Origin of the sequence: Janthinobacterium sp. HH102, assembly GCF_001758625.2 — a bacterium.
GTDB lineage: Bacteria > Pseudomonadota > Gammaproteobacteria > Burkholderiales > Burkholderiaceae_D > Janthinobacterium.
In genome coordinates, this window is sequence record NZ_CP062062.1 from 1,988,315 (window position 1) to 2,007,805 (window position 19,491).

The 19,491-nt window shown below is 64.3% G+C and carries 16 protein-coding genes; 11 read left to right on the plus strand and 5 right to left on the minus strand.

What is annotated here, in order from left to right; genetic code table 11:
* Position 1 precedes the first annotated feature (1 nt).
* Positions 2-1,432, plus strand: a complete 1,431-nt coding sequence (locus JAB4_RS09060; protein WP_070224570.1) for a mannose-1-phosphate guanylyltransferase/mannose-6-phosphate isomerase — start codon at positions 2-4, stop codon at positions 1,430-1,432.
* 3 nt (positions 1,433-1,435) lie between these two features.
* Here JAB4_RS09060 and JAB4_RS09065 read toward each other — a convergent pair whose 3' ends face one another.
* The gene (locus JAB4_RS09065) at positions 1,436-2,014 is read right to left on the minus strand and encodes a serine acetyltransferase (RefSeq protein ID WP_070224569.1); all 579 of its coding nucleotides are present in this window, start codon (positions 2,012-2,014) and stop codon (positions 1,436-1,438) included.
* A 227-nt stretch (positions 2,015-2,241) separates the two neighbouring features.
* Between JAB4_RS09065 and JAB4_RS09070 the strand changes: the two genes are divergently transcribed.
* The 3 genes from JAB4_RS09070 (at position 2,242) to JAB4_RS09080 (ending at position 4,618) form a co-directional block, all read left to right on the plus strand.
* Positions 2,242-2,796, plus strand: coding sequence for an FxDxF family PEP-CTERM protein (locus tag JAB4_RS09070; RefSeq protein WP_070224568.1), 555 nt, complete (start codon positions 2,242-2,244; stop codon positions 2,794-2,796).
* A 78-nt stretch (positions 2,797-2,874) separates the two neighbouring features.
* Entirely contained in the window at positions 2,875-3,453 is a 579-nt protein-coding gene (locus JAB4_RS09075) for an FxDxF family PEP-CTERM protein (RefSeq protein ID WP_070224567.1), read from the plus strand.
* Between the two features lie 154 nt (positions 3,454-3,607).
* Complete coding sequence (locus JAB4_RS09080; protein ID WP_227742128.1) at positions 3,608-4,618, plus strand: TIGR03790 family protein; 1,011 nt, start codon at positions 3,608-3,610, stop codon at positions 4,616-4,618.
* A gap of 54 nt (positions 4,619-4,672) precedes the next feature.
* On the opposite strand, the gene JAB4_RS09085 is transcribed toward JAB4_RS09080, so the two are convergent.
* Positions 4,673-5,413: a PEP-CTERM sorting domain-containing protein gene (locus JAB4_RS09085; protein ID WP_070289618.1), complete on the minus strand. Its 741-nt coding sequence runs from the start codon at positions 5,411-5,413 to the stop codon at positions 4,673-4,675.
* Between the two features lie 450 nt (positions 5,414-5,863).
* Between JAB4_RS09085 and JAB4_RS09090 the strand changes: the two genes are divergently transcribed.
* From JAB4_RS09090 to JAB4_RS09105, 4 genes are all read left to right on the plus strand, one after another.
* Positions 5,864-8,857, plus strand: a complete 2,994-nt coding sequence (locus JAB4_RS09090) for an ExeM/NucH family extracellular endonuclease (protein ID WP_070223464.1) — start codon at positions 5,864-5,866, stop codon at positions 8,855-8,857.
* Positions 8,858-8,867: 10 nt separating this feature from the next.
* Positions 8,868-9,506 (plus strand): NF038129 family PEP-CTERM protein, encoded by a 639-nt coding sequence (locus JAB4_RS09095; protein ID WP_070223466.1) that lies wholly within the window; start codon positions 8,868-8,870, stop codon positions 9,504-9,506.
* Between the two features lie 182 nt (positions 9,507-9,688).
* Positions 9,689-10,411, plus strand: a complete 723-nt coding sequence (locus JAB4_RS09100) for a winged helix-turn-helix domain-containing protein (protein WP_070223468.1) — start codon at positions 9,689-9,691, stop codon at positions 10,409-10,411.
* The gene (locus tag JAB4_RS09105) at positions 10,408-11,079 is read left to right on the plus strand and encodes a LuxR C-terminal-related transcriptional regulator (protein ID WP_070289622.1); all 672 of its coding nucleotides are present in this window, start codon (positions 10,408-10,410) and stop codon (positions 11,077-11,079) included. The genes JAB4_RS09100 and JAB4_RS09105 overlap by 4 nt, the downstream gene beginning before the upstream one ends.
* Here the strand turns inward: JAB4_RS09105 and JAB4_RS09110 are convergent.
* The 3 genes from JAB4_RS09110 to JAB4_RS09120 form a co-directional block, all read right to left on the minus strand.
* Positions 11,076-11,489, minus strand: a complete 414-nt coding sequence (locus tag JAB4_RS09110; RefSeq protein WP_070224743.1) for a protease inhibitor I9 family protein — start codon at positions 11,487-11,489, stop codon at positions 11,076-11,078. The two genes, JAB4_RS09105 and JAB4_RS09110, sit on opposite strands and share 4 nt — an antisense overlap.
* Before the next feature lie 104 nt (positions 11,490-11,593).
* Entirely contained in the window at positions 11,594-14,746 is a 3,153-nt protein-coding gene (locus tag JAB4_RS09115) for a S8 family peptidase (RefSeq protein WP_070224742.1), read from the minus strand.
* 43 nt (positions 14,747-14,789) lie between these two features.
* Complete coding sequence (locus JAB4_RS09120) at positions 14,790-15,548, minus strand: NF038120 family PEP-CTERM protein (protein WP_070224741.1); 759 nt, start codon at positions 15,546-15,548, stop codon at positions 14,790-14,792.
* Between the two features lie 487 nt (positions 15,549-16,035).
* On the opposite strand from JAB4_RS09120, the gene gspG reads away from it, so the two are divergent.
* Genes gspG through JAB4_RS09135 form a run of 3 tightly spaced genes read left to right on the plus strand, consistent with a single transcriptional unit; the run spans position 16,036 to position 19,424 of the window.
* Complete coding sequence (gene gspG / locus JAB4_RS09125) at positions 16,036-16,479, plus strand: type II secretion system major pseudopilin GspG (RefSeq protein WP_034782166.1); 444 nt, start codon at positions 16,036-16,038, stop codon at positions 16,477-16,479.
* Between the two features lie 36 nt (positions 16,480-16,515).
* Positions 16,516-17,721, plus strand: a complete 1,206-nt coding sequence (locus JAB4_RS09130; RefSeq protein ID WP_070224740.1) for a type II secretion system F family protein — start codon at positions 16,516-16,518, stop codon at positions 17,719-17,721.
* Positions 17,718-19,424 carry a GspE/PulE family protein gene (locus tag JAB4_RS09135; protein WP_083287185.1) on the plus strand — a complete coding sequence of 569 codons (1,707 nt, stop codon included), beginning with the start codon at positions 17,718-17,720 and terminating at the stop codon, positions 19,422-19,424. Before JAB4_RS09130 ends, JAB4_RS09135 begins: the two co-directional genes overlap by 4 nt.
* Positions 19,425-19,491 lie beyond the last annotated feature (67 nt).

The window sequence follows — 19,491 nt, forward strand, 5'->3', positions numbered from 1 at the left end:
CATGAACATCTATCCAGTGATCTTGTCGGGAGGCTCCGGTAGCCGTCTATGGCCGCTGTCGCGCCAGGCGCTGCCCAAGCAATTGTTGCCGCTGGTATCAAGCCAGACGCTGCTGCAGGAAACCGTGTTGCGCGTGCGGGACCTGGGCGATGTCGGGCTGGCGGTCATGCCGCCGCTGCTGGTGTGCGGCAATGAGCACCGTTTCATGGTGGCTGAACAGCTGCGCCAGGTCGGCATCGCGCCGCTGGCCATTCTGCTGGAGCCGCTGGGACGCAACACGGCACCGGCCATGGCGGTCGCCGCGCAATATCTGCTGGCGCACGATGCCGATGCCCTGATGCTGATCATGCCGGCCGACCATCTGGTCGGCGACGTGGCCGCGTTTCACCAGGCGATCGCGCAAGCCGCGCCGCTGGCCGACGCGGGCGCGCTGGCCACCTTCGGCATCTTGCCGACCGCCGCCGAGACGGGCTACGGCTATATCCTTGCCGGCGCCTCCCTGCCTGGTTCGGCGCAAGGACGGCAGGTCGAGCGCTTCGTGGAAAAACCGGACTTGCCCACAGCCCGCGCATTTCTTTCCGATGACCGTTACCTGTGGAACAGCGGCATGTTCCTGTTGCGCGCCGCCGCCTGTCTCGGCGAGTTGCGGATGCTGGAACCTGCCATGCTGGGGGACTGCGAGCTGGCCGTCGCGCACGGCTGCCGCGACCTCGACTTTTTTCGCCTCGATCCTGCCGCCTTTGCCCGCTGCCGCAGCGTTTCGATCGACCATGCAGTGATGGAACACACGCAGCGGGCCGTGGTCGTGCCGGCCGCCATCGGCTGGAGCGATATCGGTTCCTGGTCGGCCTTGTGGCAAGCCTTGCCCGGCGACGAGCATGGCAATGTCGTGCGCGGCGATACCTATCTCGATGGCGTGCACAATTGCCTGGTGCGTGCCGGCAGCCGCATGCTGGCCGTACTCGGGGTGGATGACCTGGTGATCGTCGAGACCGATGACGCCGTGCTGGTGGCGCACCGCGACCAGGTGCAGCGCGTGCGGCAGGTGGTCGAGCACCTGGAGCGGCATGCGCGCACGGAACACGTCCAGCACCGCCTCGTGTACCGGCCCTGGGGCAGCTACGAAGGCATCGATATGGGCGAGCGCTTCCAGGTCAAGCGCATCGTCGTCAATCCCGGCGGGCAACTGTCGCTGCAGATGCACCATCACCGCGCCGAGCATTGGGTAGTCGTGCGCGGCACGGCCCGGGTCACCTGTGGCGAGACTGTCAAATTACTGACGGAAAACGAATCCACCTACATTCCCATCGGTATGACGCATCGCCTGGAAAACCCCGGCAAGCTGCCGCTGCACCTGATCGAGGTGCAGACCGGCAGTTATCTGGGAGAGGACGATATCGTGCGCTATGCCGATGCCTACCAGCGCGCCTGAGGCTCAGGGCACGCGGTGCATTACGTCCGGCGTGCAGCCGCTCTTGACGACCTTGCCAGGGTTGCCCACCACGATGGAATACGGCGGGATGTCTTCCGTGACGACGGCGCCGCCTCCGATGCGGCTGCCGCGCCCGATGGTGATGCCGCCCGTGATGATGGCGTGCGGGCCGACCCACACCTCATCTTCCAGGGTCGGGTAGCCGGTGACGCGCTGGCCATCCCTGGCAATGCGGTCGCGACGGCCCAGCGTGACACCATGGAACAGCGTGACATTGCGGCCGATGACGGCACCCGGGCTCATCACCATGCCCCAGCCATGCGTGAGGGCAAATCCGGGGCCTATCTGCGCCCTCCAAGGGAAATCCACCCCCGCCTGGCTGGCCGCATAACGATGCACGAGCTTGCAGAATGGAAGAAATACGGGCCACAGGCCGCGCGCCTGCGATACCGCCTGGCAGAGGCGGGCGGTGGCGACGACACGGAAGGTTCTACTGCGCAAGATTTCCTTGAAGGTCAAGGGCCAGCTGCTGCGACCGAATAGCCGATACGTGTCTGCCTTTAATGCTGTCCAGGTTGTCATACATTCACCACGTCTTCCCCTCCTGTTGTCGTTGGTACTGATTATATCTTTACTATGTTTGCGCACGCCACGGTAACAAGCCGGCATCCGAATTTGATGCTATAAAGAAACTATTTATTAAAAAAAGAATAATCAAATAAATTGCTTTATGATACTATTCTCCTTGGTTAAATTAATTCAATTCCCGTAGGCAATTTATTGTCTGCAATTACGTTTGGTGGAATCGCATGAAGAAACATATTTGCTCAGCTGTGGCCACCGTGGCATTTGCCGGTGCCGTCCTGTTTTCCCAGGCAGCAGCCGCCGCCGTTGTCGACATCAGCTCCGTGCCGACGGCCGTGACGCTGGCGAATGGCGGATCGCTGACCTTTGGCGACAAGTTTAAATCCGGCAATAAAGACAACTTTTTCAACGACCACTTCACGTTCAACGTGGCACAGTTCAGCAATGTGAGCCTGGTGGTCACGTCGACCAGCACGAGCGCGGCGAATGGCTTGAACCTGACGGGCCTGGGCCTGTACGACAGCGCCAATCACAGCCTGTTGCAGGGCGCGCAGGTATTGACGGGCAAGGATGACAAGTGGACCTTGTCTTTTGCCAACCTGGCGGCCGGTTCCTATTACGTCAAGGTTAGCGGCAACCTCGTTTCGGGCGCGGGCGCCACCTTCAGCGGCAACGGCAGTCTGGTGTCGGCTGTGCCGGAACCGGCAAGCTACGGCATGCTGCTGGGTGGCCTGGGTCTGCTGGGCTTCCTGGCGCGCCGCCGCCAGAAGTCTGCCTGAGCATCGCTGCACCGCTTTCCTTCCGCATTTTTATCTTGCGGCCAGCCTGTGCCGGCCGCTGTTTCCTTGGTGAAAAGTATGAACAAAATTCTCAAATCCCTGTTCCTGGCGATCATGCTGGCCGGCAGCAGCCTGGGCGCGCAAGCCGCCCCCGTCGACATCAGCCACGCGCCTGTCGACCTGACGCAGGACTTGCTCGATTATTCGGGCAGCAACCTGTTCGGCTCGTTTACGCTGGCACCGGGCCAGTTGGCCGGCGTCGAGCACAATTTCTTCAGCGACAAATTCCTGTTCACCTTGACCGGTAGTAATGATTTTAGCGGCCTGGCCACTTCCCTGAAGCCCAGCCTGAACTCGGGCCTGACCTTGACGGGTTTCAGTCTGAAGAATGCCGGCGGCGTCGTCTTGCAAGGAACGCTGGACCTGTTGAATTTCACGGCGGCGGACCAGGCCTGGGTCCTGTCGTCGAACGCAGCGCCGCTGGGCGCCGGCGACTACTTCCTGGAAGTGAATGGCTACGTGGCCTCGGCGGCCGGCGGCAGCTATAGCGGCAACGTGTCCGTCAATCCCGTGCCGGAACCGGAAACCTATGCCATGTTGCTGGCAGGCCTGGGCCTTGTGGGTTTCATGGCGCGCCGCCGCAAGCAGCAGGCGTGATGGCCGTGGCGTGAACGGAAAAGCGGAGGCCTCGGCCTCCGTTTTTTTTTGCAGCGCTTCCGCGGCTATTTTCAAGGCTATAATTGTTGGCACCATGGGCGGCCGGCAAACGGCCGTTTTGATCAATCGCACGTGTATTTTTCCCGGTACCCCATTGCGTATTTCATTCTGTCTGTCGCTGGCATTGCTGGCCAGTAGCGCCCATGGCGCCGCACCCGGCTTGCAGCCGTCACAATTGGCCATCGTCATCAATGATGCTGAACCGAACAGTATCGAGGTGGGGGAGTATTACCGCCAGGCGCATGCCATTCCTGCCGCCAATATCGTGCATGTGCATATTCCAAACCGGCCGCGCAAGCTGAGCATGGACCAGTTCGCTCAACTGAAGGAGCGCATCGACGGCCAGCTGAAGCCAGGTATCCAGGCGGTGCTGATGGTATGGAGCGCGCCGTATGCGGTCGAATGCAATTCCATCACCTCGGCCTTTACCTTGGGATATGACGCCGGGCAGTGTTCGAAGAGCTGCGGCGCCGGCAAGCCCAGTACCTATTTCAACAGCGATACGGGCCAGTCATTCAGCCAGCTGGGCATGCGTCTGTCGATGTTGCTGCCCATCGATTTTGTCGAAGAGGCCAAGGCGGTCGTCGATCGCGGCACGGCCAGCGGTTTTGCCGTGCCGGCCGCCAGTGCCTATTACCTGAACACGAGCGAAGGCGCGCGCAACAGCCGCGCGGCATTTTTTCCACCGGCCGGAGTGGTGCGCCAACGCAAGCTGACGATCAAGAACATGAAGGCCGATGTGCTGGAAGGCGCACAGGACATCATGGTGTACCAGACGGGCATGGCGAAGGTGGACAAGCTCGATACCTTGCGTTTTCTGCCGGGCGCTCTGGCCGACCACCTGACGTCGTTTGGCGGCGATTTGCAGGGCACGGCGCAGATGAGCAGCCAGCGTTGGCTGGAAGCGGGCGCGACCGCCAGTTACGGCACCGTCAGCGAGCCCTGTAATTATTGGCAGAAATTTCCTAACCCCACGGTGCTGCTGCGCCGCTACCTGAGCGGCATGACGGCGCTTGAAGCGTACTGGGGCAGCGTCGCCTGGCCGGCGCAGGGGCTGTTCATCGGCGATCCTCTGGCGGCGCCCTACGCCAGCTTCCGCCGCTGACGGCATGCTGGCGTGATTGAAGGCAAAAAAAATGGCTCGTATGAGCCATTTTTTTTATGCCTTGCCGTTGCGGCGGCGGCCGATCCAGCTCAGCAGTCCCAGGCCTGCCAGCAACATCACATAGGTTTCCGGTTCCGGTACGGGAGGAATCGGCGGCACTACGACGCCACTGCCGCCCGTGCCGATCGCGCCGCCGCCGCTGCGGTCGAAACCGCCGCTGGCGCCTCCGCCGCCGACACCGCCGCCACCGGCCGGCGGCGCGATGCCGCCGCCAGACGAGACCAGCAGCGGTTCATACACGTCGCCGGCACGCAGGCTGCGGCCAGCTTGATAGCCACGGCCCTCGATGGCTGGTTCTTCCTGCGCATACACGAAATCGCGGCTGCCGAAATGGTGCTGGCCGGTGCTGGCCAGCAGGCTGGCATTGGCGCCGTATCCTGCATCGGCAGGCTGTCCCAGAGCGTTGGCCAGACGATGGCCATTGCCGGAAAATGCAGGCGTGCGCAATACCTGGTCTGACTCGCCGGTACCAAATTCGGGCGTCGAGCCAACGCCGTCATTGCTGCGCGCGCCAAAGTTGACGAAACCATTCGCCAGGCTGCAGGCGCTGCTTGAACTGTCGGGGTTGAATTCGGCGCCCTTGCCGCCGCCATCCGCATTGCCCGCTTCGCAGCGCTTGCTGTCCGCATTGGCCTGTGCCGCAACTGTCTGTGCCTGCGCCAATCCGGCCGTCATGAACAGGGCTGCCGCCATGGCGGCGCAGAAAACGGAGTATTGCTTGCGTGGTTTTAACATGGTCTATCTCTTCAGAATGCATGCGAGCGTCGCGCCGTGCGCTGTCCGTTCGTGATGCGATTAATATTGCTACCGGTAATGCGACCTTTGTGTGCATGGCCGGATGTGCATCCCAAGAGGCAAGCGAGGCTGGGGCCTGCTCTCATTGTTGCGAAGCTGGTTGTTGTTGTCAGGAACAAAATTTATTTGCCTGAAATATATCACATTTTTCCTGGCGGCGTCTTTTTGACTTGCCACACGGTGCCATATGTTGTTCATAAAATACGTTTCAGCAGGCATCGGAAATAGCTGACGGACGAGGATTTACTCCATTCGGCTTAATCAAATGTCATCAAGTCGTCATCCCCGGCCTTTAATATGCAAATAACAAGTCTGAAATACTTTTGTTAATTGTGGCGCGCCGGCCCATCATGCGGGACCGGCGTCACTTATTTACCGACCGGGATCCTCATGCACACCTCGTTTTCCCCCTTGCGCACGCCGCTGCGCCTGACCGTCATGGCTACCCTGCTGGCCAGCCTGTCCGTGCCGGCCCTGGCGGCTTCCGATATTGTCATCAGCCAGGTGTATGGCGGTGGCGGCAACAACGGCGCGCTGTATCGCAACGATTTTATCGAACTGTTCAACCGCGGCGCCAGCCCCGTGAACCTGAGTAACTGGAGCGTGCAATACGCGTCCGCCGCCGGTTCGAGCTGGGCCGTGACGGCCTTGCCGGCTATCGATTTGCAACCGGGCCAGTATTTGCTGGTCCAGCAAGCCAAGGGGACGGGCGGCACGCAGGACTTGCCCGCGCCGGATGCCTCGGGCAGCCTGGCCATGTCCGGCACGGCCGGCAAGGTGTTGCTGAGTAATAACAAGACGGCCCAGACGGGCACCAGCCCCACGGGCGCCGCCGTCGTCGACCTGGTCGGTTTCGGCACGGCCAACGGTTTTGAGGGCGCCGTCGCGCCCGCGCCATCGAATACCCTGTCGATTGCGCGCGCGAATGGCGGCTGCGGCGACACGGACGACAACAGCGTGGACTTTACCGCCGGCAGCGTGACGCCGCGCAACACGGCTTTCGAGCGCCACGTCTGCGGCGGCCCCGTCGTGCACCAGATCATCACCAGCTGCCCGGCCAGCCTGGCGCTGGCGCTGGGCAATGGCGGCAGCGCCGTGCTGCGCGCGTCCGACGTGGATGGCGTGGTGAATGCTGCTATCTTGAGCTCGCCGGCCGTGGCCGGCATCAGCCTGGCCAACTTCAGCGCGGCCGGCGTGGCGGGCGAGAGCGCCAGCGTGAACCTGCTGGTGGCCGCTGGCGTGCCGGTGGGCAATTATCCTGTCATCGTCCAGTTCGGCAACGACCAGCAGCAAAGCGCCAGCTGCAAGATCGACGTCGCCGTGCAAGGCCTGGCCGCCGTCAGCCATACGATCCCGCAAATCCAGGGCAGCGGTGCAAGCAGCCCCTACGCCAATTCCGTGCAGACGACCGAGGGCGTCGTCACCCTGAAGGTGGGCACGGGTTTCTTCATGCAGGACGCGGCCGGCGATGGCGACCCGTCTACGTCGGACGGCATCTTCGTGTACACGGGCGCGGCCGTCACCACCGTGCAGCCGGGCGAACTGGTGCGCGTGACGGGCACGGTGTTCGAATACACGCCGTCGGGCGCGAAAAATTCCTACACGGAATTGAAGGACGTGACGGCCATCCTCACGCAAAGCGCCGGCCACGGCATCGTGCCGGCGAATGTGACCTTGCCGAACGACAACCTGGCTGCCGTGGAAGGCATGCTGGTGCGTTTCACGCAGCCGTTGACCGTGTCGCAAAACGCCTACCTGGGCGCGCGCGGCGAATTGACCCTGTCGGCGGGACGGCGCGAAGTGCCGACCAACCGCTATCCGGCTGGATCGAACGAAGCGCAAGCCTTGATCGCCGCCAATGCGAACAACCTGATCGTGCTCGATGATGGCATTTTCGTGGCGCCGCCGACGATACCGTATATCGGCCCGGACAACACCGTGCGCAGCGGCGACACGGTGGCCGACCTGACGGGCGTGGTGGATTTCGGCGCCATCGGCGGTGGCGGCGCCGCCTACAAATTGCAGCCGACGCAGACGCCGCAATTTTCGCGCGACAACCCGCGCGCGGGCAGCCCGGAACTGCCATCCGGCAACGTCAAGGTGGCCAGCGCCAACGTGCTCAATTTCTTTACGACCTTTACGAATGGCAATAACGTGTTTGGCCTGACGGGGCAGGGCTGCACCGTGGGTTCGTCGACCACCAAGTCGAACTGCCGCGGCGCCGACAACCTGGCCGAGTTCGTGCGCCAGCGCGACAAGATCGTGGCCGAACTGAAAGCCATCGATGCGGACGTGGTGGGCTTGATGGAAATCCAGAACAATGGCGAAACGGCCGTCACTTACCTGGTCGAGCAGCTGAACGCTGCCATCGGCGGCGTCACCTACGCCGTGGTGCCGAAGCCGGCCGCCACGGGTACGGACGCCATCCGCGTGGCCATGATCTACAAGCCTGCCAAGCTGGGCCTGGTGGGCGGCGCCCTGTCGGACGCCAACGCCATCAACAACCGTCCGCCGATGGCGCAAACGTTCAAGGCCGCCAACGGCGAGAAATTCTCGCTGGTCGTCAACCACCTGAAATCGAAGGGCAGCTGCCCGTCGAGCGGGCTGGACGCGGACCAGAACGATAGCCAGAGCTGCTGGAACGCCACCCGCGTGCAGCAGGCCCAGCGCCTGGTGGGCAGCTTCGTGCCGCAGGTGGCGGCCGCCGCCGGCGACGCGGACGTGCTGGTCATCGGCGACTTGAATTCGTATGGCGCGGAAGACCCGATCCAGGTCATCACGGGCGCCGGATTCGTCAATGAACTCGAGCGTTTCGTGCGGCCGTCCGGCATGCCGTACTCATACGTATTCGGCGGCCAGAGCGGCTACCTCGACCATGCCCTGGCCAGTGCCTCGCTGAGTCCGCAAGTGGCGGGCGTGGCCGAATGGCATGTGAATGCGGACGAGCCGGAAGTGATCGACTACAACATCGACTCGGCCAAGCCGCAAGACCTGTACAACGCCTTGCCCTACCGCGCCTCGGACCACGACCCCGTCGTCATCAGCCTGGACTTGCAGCCCGCCTACCGCGACATCACGGCCGGCGTGGCGCAAGCCAGCTCGGGACTGACGTTCAACCGCGCGACGCAAAAGTACGCGGGCACGTTCTCGTTCACCAACACGGGCACGGCGGCCATCAGCGGCCCGTTCCAGGTGGTGTTCGGCGGCTTGCCGGCCGGCGTGACCCTGGCCAATGCCACGGGCAGCCATGCGGGCGCCGCCTATGTCACCGTCAACGCGGCCAGCCTGGCGCCCGGTGCGACGGCCTCGTTCGCCGTCAGTTTCACCAATCCGTCGAAAGTGACGATCAATTACTCGGCCAGCATTTTTGCCGGCAACTTCTAAGGACTTGACCATGTTGACAACGAAATTCAATCTTACCCTGCGCCGTGCCGTGCTGGCCGCCTTGCTCGCTGGCAGCAGCAGCCTGGCGCTGGCGGACCCGCTAGCCTACCGCGTGGAAATCGACACGAGCCAGTTCTCGGGCGCCGGTTTCCTCGACTTCGCCTTTATCGCCGGCAACAGCCCGGCGCCGGGCGCGACAGCCACCCTCAGCAATTTCTCGGGCGCGTTCGGCGCGCTGGCATCGCAGGAAGGCAACGTCAGCGGCAGCTTGCCCGGCACCTTGACCTTCGGCAATAGTGGCGCCTACAACGACTGGTTTCACAACGTGACCCTGGGCGGCAAATTCGGTTTCAACGTCGTTTTCGGCGGCGACTTCCTGAACACGGCCGGCAACGCGGGCACGACGTTTGGCGTGGGCTTGCTCGACTACACCGGCACGTCCTACCTGGGCAATGCGAACGGCAACCTCGTGCAATTCGAATTGACGCCGCTCAATGGGGGCATTCCGGCGAGCATCGCCGGCAGCACGTATGCGAGCATCGCGTCGATCTCGGCCGTGCCGGAAGCGTCGGAGTGGATGATGCTGACGGGCGGCCTGGCACTGATCGGTTTTGCCTTGCGCCGCCGCCAGCCTGTCACGCGCGCCTAGTTTTTCCAGTCGGAACACAGCGCGCCTGCGGGCCGCTGTGCTTCGCCTATTTAGTCGCAATAGCTATAAATCAGGAAACTAAATTGTATTGGTCAGCGTTTTACGCTTGATGCATAGTCAAAAACTTGTCGGGCCGTCTAGTTTTTCATGGAGGGCCGCCAACTTTTTCGGAAGGATGCATCATGCGCCGTCATATTTTGCTGCTCGATCCCGCGCCCGCCATGCAAGCCTTGTTGCTGCATAACCTTGAAGGTGCCGGCTACCGGGTCAGCTGCGCCCCGGACGCGCGCGGCGCGCAGGCGCTGATGGCCGTGGATGCGCCCGACGTGCTGCTGCTGGAATGGGAGCTGCCGGATGCGTCCGGCATCGCGCTGCTGCGCCAGGTGCGCCAGGATGGCCAGCTGTGCGACCTGCCCATCATCATGGTGAGCGCGCGCGACAGCGAACAGGACAAGGTGCTGGCGCTGGAAAGCGGTGCCGACGACTATCTGTGCAAGCCTTTCGGTCCCCGTGAAATGCTGGCCCGCGTGCACGCGCTGCTGCGCCGGCGCACCCCATCGGCCTTGCGCCCAGGCGTAAACACGGCCGGCGCCACCGTCTTGCGGCTTGACCCGCATACCCTGCGCGTGACGGCCGGCAGCGTGCCCGTCAGCCTGGGCCGCGTGGAATTCAAATTGCTGCATTTCCTCATGGATCATCCCGGACGCGTGCATAGCCGCGCGCACCTGCTGGACCAGGTGTGGGGCCATGCGGCGTATCTTGACGAACGCACGGTCGATGCCCACGTGGGGCGCTTGCGCCAGGCTTTGCTGCCGGGCGGCTGCGGCCACCGCATCGAAACCGTGCGCGGCAGCGGCTACCGTTACCTGGCCGCCGATGCCGCCAACGCCGCCGTGCGCGCATGATGCTGCTGACGGGGCGGGAGCAGGAATACCTGCTGCACGCCATACTCGGCGCGCATGGCATCGCCGAGTCCGGCGATTTCTTTCTGTGGAGCCAAGGGCCGTTGCAAACGCTGTTGCCGCACGACCTATTAATCTGCGCGCAGCTGGGCGCCGACGGGGCCGTGCTGCGCAGCGAAGCCTGGCACAGCATCGTGCCTGATCACGCGCAGCTGCGCGAGCGCCAGGTCCAGCTGGCGCGCCTGGCGCTGGCCTGGCGCGCGGGCGGACAAAGGGCGGGCGTCATCGACGGTGTGCTGGTGCACGGCAGCGCGGGCGAGGGGGGCGGTAGCTTTTTTGCCCTGTTCGCCATGGGAACCGTGGACGCGGCACGCCAGGCGTATGCGCTGGAATTGCTGCTGCCCTACCTGCACCTGCACTGGCTGGCGCTGCCGGCCAGCCGGCGGGCGCCCCCGGCCGGGCCGGGCGCCACGCGCGCGGCCAGTGCGCGCGAACTGGAAGTGCTGCACTGGGTGCGCGAGGGGAAGAGCAATGACGAGGTGGGGCAAATCCTCGGCATCAGCGGCACCACCGTGAAAAGCCATTTGCAGCGCATCTATAAATTATTGGGCGTGAGCAACCGCACGCAAGCCGTCTCGCGCGGCATCGCGCTGCGCCTGCTCAGCCATTAGCGCTGATCCTGTATTGTATTCTTGCCATTGCCGCCGCCATCCTGCGTGTGTTCGATGCTGCCGGGCGACACCTGCGCCACCTCCGGGCTCGCTTGCAGGCGCGCCACTTCGTCCGCCGTCAGCATGGCGGCAAAGCCGTTGAAAGCCACCGTGTAGCGGTATTGCACCTGGGCGTCCGGCACTAGCGCCAGCACGGCGCGCTGCTGCGTTTCCAGCTGGGCCGTGTAGCGCCGCGCGGCGTCGCTGTTCGTATCGAGCCCATGCATGCCGTCCGCCTGCGAGGCCAGCGGCGGGGCGCGCAATTGCACCAGATACGATAGCCGCGCCGCGGCGGCCTGCGCCGCAACAGGCAGCGCATAGATGGTGGCCAGGCCGGCCAGGATGGCAATACTGAGGCGAAATGCGGACATGCAAGCTCCCTTGGCGCATGGCGCCCATGCGCCGATTGTACGCGCGTCGCGCAAAAAAAACGCGCCCCGCAGGGCGCGCCGTGTTATTGCCTGGAGCGATGCCGTTACAGCTTGGCATCCGCTCTCACGTTACGCTGGCTGGGGACGGCCAGCGGCAGCGGGTTGTTGGTCTCCACCGACAGCACGGTGGTGGACGCGGCCGCGTTGTTGCCATCAAGGAAGACCACGCCGCCCAGGTAGCGCTTGCCCGTTTCCAGGCCCGACCAGCTGACGCCGGCTGTGGCGCTGCCGCCCACGTACACCTTGCTGGGCAGGGTGGCTTTCAGGTTGCCGCCCTTGTCGGCTGTCGTGACGACGGCCGACGACAGGCCGAAGCCGGTCGACACGCCATTTGCCACTTCGTAGCCGATCACGCACACCTTGTAGCTGCCCGCCGCCGGGGTGGTCAAGGTGATGGACTCGTTCGAACCGGCCGTGGCCGAGGTGGCGACGGTCGCGCCGGTACTGTTGAGCAGCAGCAGGTCGAGGTCATTGCCGGCGCCTTCCGTGGTGTCGCGGTCGAAAATTTCGAAGCGCGCCACGACGGTGCTGGCGGGAATGCTGACATTGACCGCGCGCACGCCGCTGCCGCCCGCCTTGCACGCGGCAGCCATCTGTTCCAGCGTGTCGACGCTGCCCGGCGCGGCCTGGCTGATGGTTTGCTCGCTGCGCGCCACTTCCTTCAGGCCGCCCGTCGCCGCGCCCACCTTGCCGGCAAAGCCGGTGGACAGCGTCAGCGAACGCAGGCCGCTGACCTTGTCGGCCTGCAGCAATGCCGGCGACTGTACCGCGCGGCCCGAGCGGGCCGTGACGGGGCTGCGCACCGTGTGCACGCCGTCGCTCCACACGAGGGCGCCGTACTGCCAGGCATTGTCCGGCGCCGTGGTGCGCGTCAGGGTCACGGTGAAGGACTTGGTTTCGCCGGGCGCGAGCGCCAGGGTGGCAGGCGAAACCGCCACGCTGTAGCCGCTGACCGAGGCGCTGGCCGTGTAGGTGGCGCTGCTGCTGCCCACGTTGGTGACGCGGCGCGTCACCGTTTGCGTGCCCAGCACGTTGCCGATGGTGATGGACGGCATGTTCAGGTTGTAGCCGGCCAGGGTACCGCCCGCGCATTCGGCCGTCATGCCGACGCCGCACATGTATTTCTTGTAGTCGGCCAGGCTGGCGTCATACACGAGGCCGGGATCGGTCGCCTTGTTCGGCGTCACGTGGCCGGCGCCCTGGCCCCAAGGCAGGATGCCGCGCGCGTCGCCCGCCTGAACGTCGGGCAGGGTGGTGCTGCCGGTCGTCATCAGGGCCGATTTGATGGCGGCCGGGCTCCAGTCCGGGTGCTGCTGGCGCAGCAGGGCGGCCAGGCCGGCCACGTGCGGGCTGGCCATCGAGGTGCCTTGCAGGAAGATGTAGGCTTGCGGCGGCACCAGGCTGCCATCCTGCACGGCGTCGCGCTGGGCGCGCGACAGGGCAGGCGTGCCGCCGGCCAGGATGTCCACGCCAGGGGCCGTGACGTCCGGCTTGAGCAGGTTGGCGTCGTACAGGTTCGGGCCGCGTGACGAGAAGTCGGCCACCACGGGGGCGGCGGGGCCGTTGCCGTTGGTGACGAAACGCGAGATGGCGGCCGTGGCCGTGCCCGTTTGCGCCTGGGCATTGATCAGCGCGCCATCGGCGGCGCTCACGTGCACGGCCGGCAGCACGTGCGGGTCGGATACCAGACCGATGCCCGTGTCGACCAGCACCATGCCGGCGCCGCCCGCTTCGAGCACGGCGACGCCCTTGTCGGTACGCGCCGTGGTGCCGCGCAGGCAGCTGACGACCTTGCCGGCCACCTTGGCCGGGTCCAGCAGGGCCACGCCGCCGTTGTCGCCGGCGCGGTAGCACAGGGCCAGTTTTTGCGCATCGGCGCCGGGCAAGCCCGCATCCTGGGCGCGGATCAGGGTGGTGGCCGGCAGCGGGTTGTAGTTGAGCGAGGCGCCCGTGTAGCTGGCGCCGTTGCTAAGAGTCACTTTGGCCTGGTTGGCGCGGTTGTGCGTCGAAGCGGCCACGGTGGTGATCCATGGGCTGACGTGGGCCACGGTATTGGCTGGCCCCGCATTGCCGGCGGACGCGGCAACGAAGACGCCCGCGTTCGACGCGTGCAGGAACGCTTGCTCGACCGGGTCGTTGACGGTGCCGCCGCCGCTGATCGAGTAATTGATCACGTGTACGCCGTCCTGCACGGCTTTTTCGATCGCCGCCACGCTGTCGCCGCCGTAGCAGCCGTTTTTCGCGCCGGTCGGCTGGGTGGCCAGGTTGTACGACCAGCACACCTTGTAGACGGACAGGCGGGCGCGCGGCGCCACGCCGGAAATGGCGCCCAGCGGCGAACCGCCGACGGTGACGGGCACGCCCGCATTGCCGCCCGCGGTGGATGAGGTATGCGTGCCGTGGCCGCCTTCGCCATTCGGGTCGCCGATGGAATCGCGCGGCGAGGTGTATTCGCTCCAGTGCTGGATTTTGTCCGTCTCGGTCAGGCGCACGGCGTTGAAATACTGCGCGCCGAGCAGCTTGTTGTTGCAATGGTCTTGCGTAAAGCCTTCGCCCGTCTGGCAGCTGCCTTTCCAGGCGGCCGGCGGAGCGCCGTAGGCCAGGGTGGCGTTCGGATCGAAGGTCGGTGCGCCGTTGGCGTCGACCTTGTCCGCATACGACAGGTTTTCCGGCCACACGCCTCCATCGACGATGCCGATGATGATGTCTTCGCCCGCATGCTGCTTGCCGCCCAGCTGGCTCCACAGGCCGCCCGGCTGGTCCAGGCCCAGGAAGGTGGGCGTATAGTTCGTCTGCAGGGCGCGCGGCTCGTCGGGAGCGATGCTGGCCACCTCGCCGCTCGCTTGCAGCTGGCGCACTTCGGCGTCCGTCAGCAGGGCGGAGAAACCGTTGAGGACGATCTTGTACTGGTATTGCACGGGCGCGGCGGCGACGAGGGCTTGTACCCGGGCCTGTTTCTGCTCAAGGTAGTCGCCATACAGCTGCACTTGCGCGCTGGCCAGGTCGAGGCGGCCGCCGGCGGCAGGCTGGGTGGCGCTCAGGCCTTCCACCGAGCCGGTGTAGGAGGCGATCGGTTTGTCGGTCAGTTGCACGATGTAGGGGCGGCGCAGGTCGTCGGCGTGGGCCTGGAAGCTGAGGCTGGCAAACAGGCTCAGCACGGCGAGCGAAATGGGACGCAAGGCGGGACGGAATGTCATGTCGGGTTTCCTGGTGACGGTAGCGGGAATCGAAAGGGATAAATCAGGCTTGCTGGCGACGGCGCGCCGCGAAACCGATGCCTGCCAGGCCCAGCAGCAGCATCGCGTAGGTCGATGGCTCCGGTACCGAGGCGACGATATTGTCGAGCGCAAACTGGCCCTTGTTGCTGTTGAAGGCGTTGCAACTGCCGGCCGTGTTGCAAGTGAAACCGAAGAAGGCCAGCGACGCGAACTGCTGGCTGCCGAAGTTGGCGCTGGTGTTGTAGCGCTGGAACTGGAAGTTGCCGCCGAGCGGGCCGCCCAGCTGGTACGTTTCATACATGTAAGAGCCGTCCGCATAGAAGCCTTGCACGCGCAGCAGGCCGGCCACGGCCGGATAGGTGACGCCCTGGGCATAGCCGATGAAGCTGGCATCGAAACCTTGCAGGCTGACGCTGCCGCCCGTCTTCAGCGGGTCCAGGTAGACGATGCCGTCGTTGAGGGCCGCATAGTAATTGCTCGTATTGTTGCTCGGGCACGCCATGCCGCAGGCGGCCGGGTCCGTGCCGTCGAACACGGCGCCGACCAGGTCGCCATAATTGGCGCCCTGCACATTCGAGGCGCCCGTCAGCAGGAAATTTTTGAATTCCAGGGAGTCGCCGTGGCCGACGAACTGGCTGTCGAGATTATCGAAGTTGATCACGTCCGCAACGGCGGCGGGAGCCCAGGCGGCGGACAGGGCCAGGATGGCGGCACCAGTCCACTGCTTGGCCGAGAAAGGACTTGCTGCGGCAGTTGCCTTCGAATGCACAATACGAGTCATGAATTTTCCCTTGGTGATTATGTCGGATGCAATATGTTTTGCGTCTTGGATGCTGTCTTGGATGCTCTCTCCTGCGCGGCCGGATAGGATCAATGCGGACCCATGCGTAGAAAATTGATTTTTACTATAGCAAAAGAGGCAATTGCATTGTTTGATATTCTTTCAAATTTAATTTGAAAGTTACAAATAATGAATGAATAAAATTCATCATTTACTATGGTTTGACAACCAAAAGTAGATAGTTTCCGCATTGAAAATAGTTGAATAATTGACTAGCCAGTCAGGCGTGCGCGGCGCCTTGGCCCTTTCGTACACACTGGATGGTTTCCGCAGGAATTTGTTGTTCACAGAGCAAAGAAAAGATTGTATTAACCATAACCGGCATGGTAGGCTGATAAGCATCAGGCAAGCGCGTGTCGCCCGTGCGTGGTCATCCGCCGCGCACAGCGACGCAATGTATTGAAGGTAGGCAATAAGGAGTTACCGGATGCATGCAGCACACAGGCAGAACCTTGCGGCAACGCGCCATGCGCGCGGCTTTACCTTGCTCGAACTGCTGGTGGTCATCGTGATCATCGGCTTGCTGGCCGCGTATGTCGGCCCCAAGTATTTCGCCCAGCTGGGCAAATCCGAAGTGACGGTGGCCAAGGCGCAGATCGAGGCGTTTGAAAAATCGCTCGACACCTACCGCCTCGACGTGGGACGCTATCCGACCACGGAAGAGGGCCTGGCCGCGCTGCTGGCCGCGCCGCCCGCCGCCGGCACGCGCTGGAATGGCCCCTACCTGAAAAAAGCCGTGCCGCTCGACCCGTGGGGCCATGCGTATCAATACCGCGCACCCGGCAGCAAGGGCGAGTACGACATCGTCTCGATGGGCAAGGATGGCCAGCCCGGCGGCAGCGGCGAAAACGCCGACATCAGCTCGCAATAACGCCAGCGCCATTCTTTTTCCTACGGACAAGCCATCATGCAGTTTGAAGTACGCGCGCTTTCCACGGACCAGGCCGTAGCTACCTTGCATACGTGCGTGATCGACGGCCGCGACGAGGCGGACGCGCGCCGCCAGGCCGAGGCGCGCGGCCTGTTCGTCAGCGCCATCCGCCCCGTGCGGGCCACGCCGTTCAGCGCGGCCGGGCGCCAGCGCGCGCGGGCCTTGCCCCTGCTGCTGTTCAGTCAGGAATTGCTGGCGCTGCTGCAAGCCGGCCTGGGCATCGTCGAAGCGCTGGAAGCCTTGCTGGAAAAGGAAGCGTCGCCGGCCACGCGCAGCGTGCTCACGCGTCTGCTGGAAGGCTTGCGCGAAGGCAAGCGCTTTTCCGCCGTGCTGGCAGAGCAGGCCGAACTGTTTCCCCCCTTGTATATCGGCATCGTCAAGGCGGCCGAGGGCACGAGCGACTTGCCGCGCGCGCTGTCGCGCTACATCGACTACCAGCAGCGCATCGATACGGTGCGTGGCAAGATCGTCAGCGCCGCCATCTATCCGACTATTTTGCTGGCCGTGGGCGGCGGCGTCAGCGCCTTTCTGATCAGCTATGTGGTGCCCCGTTTCGCCGAGGTCTACCAGGGCGCCGGGCGCAATCTGCCGTGGATGTCGCAAGTGATGCTCAGCTGGGGCCAGTTCGTCACGCAGCATGGCGTGCTGCTGTTGCTCGGACTGCTGATCACGGGCAGCGGCGTGTTCACTGCCGTGCGGCGCGCGCTGCGCCATGGCGGCGTGGCGCGCCTGCTGGCGAAACTGCCCGGCATCGGCGAGCGCGTGCGCATCTATGAACTGTCGCGCCTGTACCTGACCCTGGGCATGCTGGCCGAAGGGGGCATTACCATCGTGCAGGCGATTGCCACCGTGCAAGCGATGGTCTCGCCGGGCATGCAGGCCTCCTTGCAAGGCGCGCGCGGCGCCATCGAGGCGGGCCAGCCGCTGTCGTCCGCCTTCGAGCAGCATCAATTGACGACGCCGATTTCCCTGCGCATGCTGCGCGTGGGCGAGCGCACGGGCGACATGGGGCCCATGCTGACGCAGTCGGCCGCCTTTTACGACGGCGAAATCAGCCGCTGGATCGACCGTTTTACGCGCACCTTCGAACCCTTGCTGATGGCCGCCATCGGCCTCGTCGTGGGCGCCATCGTGATCCTGCTGTACATGCCCATCTTTGACCTTGCCGGCGATATTTCATGATGCAGAGCGCAGCTGAATCCACCGCGGCCATCGCGGCCATCGACCCTGCGCTGCTGCAGCGCGCGCGCATGCTGAGCCGGCAATCGAAGCGCAGCCTGGTCGAGGAATTGCAGGAACTGAGCGGCATCGAGGCGCGTGCCGTGGTGCGCGCACTGGCGCGCCCGTTCGGCCTGGACGTGCTGGAAACGGCCGACATGCTGGCCTTGTCTCCCGCCTTCGATGTGCTGCCCCTGTCGCAGGCACTGGCGCGCCACAGCGTGCTGCTGCGCGCCGCCGACGGTCAGCTGCTGGGCGTGATCGCCGACCCGTTCGACCTCGACCTGCAAACCTGGCTCGGCGCGCGCGCGGGGCAGGGCGTGTTGGACGTGCGCCTGGCGCTGCAGGCTGACATCGGCGCCTACCTGTCGAAGCAGGAAGAATCGGCGCGCGCCGTCGACAGCCTGCTGCCCGGCGCGGCGAACGATGCGCGGCGCGACGGCAAGACGGCGGCCGTGCTGTCCTTCGCCAGCGTGTCGGAAGCGGCCAGCCCCGCCGTCAAGCTGGTCAACTCGACTTTATATGACGCCCTGAAGGCGGGCGCTTCCGACATCCACCTGGAAAGCACGGCCGGCGGCCTGGCCGTCAAGTACCGCGTCGACGGCGTGCTTGATCACGCCACGTCCGTCAACGGCATCGAAGTGGCCGAGCACATCATCTCGCGCCTGAAAGTGCTGGCCGAACTCGATATCGCCGAGCGCCGCGTGCCGCAGGATGGCAGCTTCCGCGTCGAGGCGGGCGGGCGCGAAATCGATTTGCGCGTCTCCATCATGCCCAGCATCCATGGCGAGGACGCCGTCATCCGCATCCTCGACAAGCGCGCCATGATCGAGGCCTACGGCGCGCTGACCCTGGAAGCGCTGGGCTTTGACGCGCCCTCGCTCGAAGCCCTGCGCGCGCTGGCCCAGGAAGCCTATGGCATGCTGCTCGTCACCGGTCCCACGGGCTCGGGCAAGACGACGACCCTGTATGCGGCGCTGACGGAAATCCATAACGGGCGCGAAAAGATCATCACCATCGAGGACCCCGTCGAATACCAGCTGCCCGGCATCCTGCAAATCCCCGTGAATGAAAAGAAGGGGCTGACTTTCGCCAAGGGCTTGCGCTCGATCCTGCGCCACGACCCCGATAAAATCATGGTGGGCGAGATCCGCGACCGCGAGACGGCGGAAATCGCCGTGCAGTCGGCCCTCACGGGCCATCTGGTGCTCACCACCGTGCATGCGAATAATGTGTTCGACGTGTTTGGCCGCTTTACCCACATGGGCATCGATCCGTATGCCTTCGTCTCGGCCCTGAATGGCATCTGGGCACAGCGCCTGATCCGCACCAACTGCCCCCATTGCGCGGCGGAGTACACGCCCGACGACGCGGAGCTGGCCAGCGTGGGCCTGGCGCGCGCCGACGTGGCAGGCTATGAATTCAAGCAGGGCAAGGGCTGCGGCGACTGCCGCGGCACGGGCTACAAGGGACGCCGCTCGATCGCCGAGATTCTCGTGCTGACCGATGAAATCCGCGAACTGATCGTCGATAAAAAACCGATCCGCCAGATCAAGGCGGCCGCGTATGCGAACGGCACGCGCAGCTTGCGCCTGGCGGCGCTGGAACTGGTCAAGCGGGGCGCCACCACCATCACGGAAATCAAGAGGGTCACCCTGCATGCGTAGCGGTTTTGCGAAGTTGAGATTTGGAAGATTTGGACAGGCATTGCGCCTGGGCGTGGCGGCGGATGGC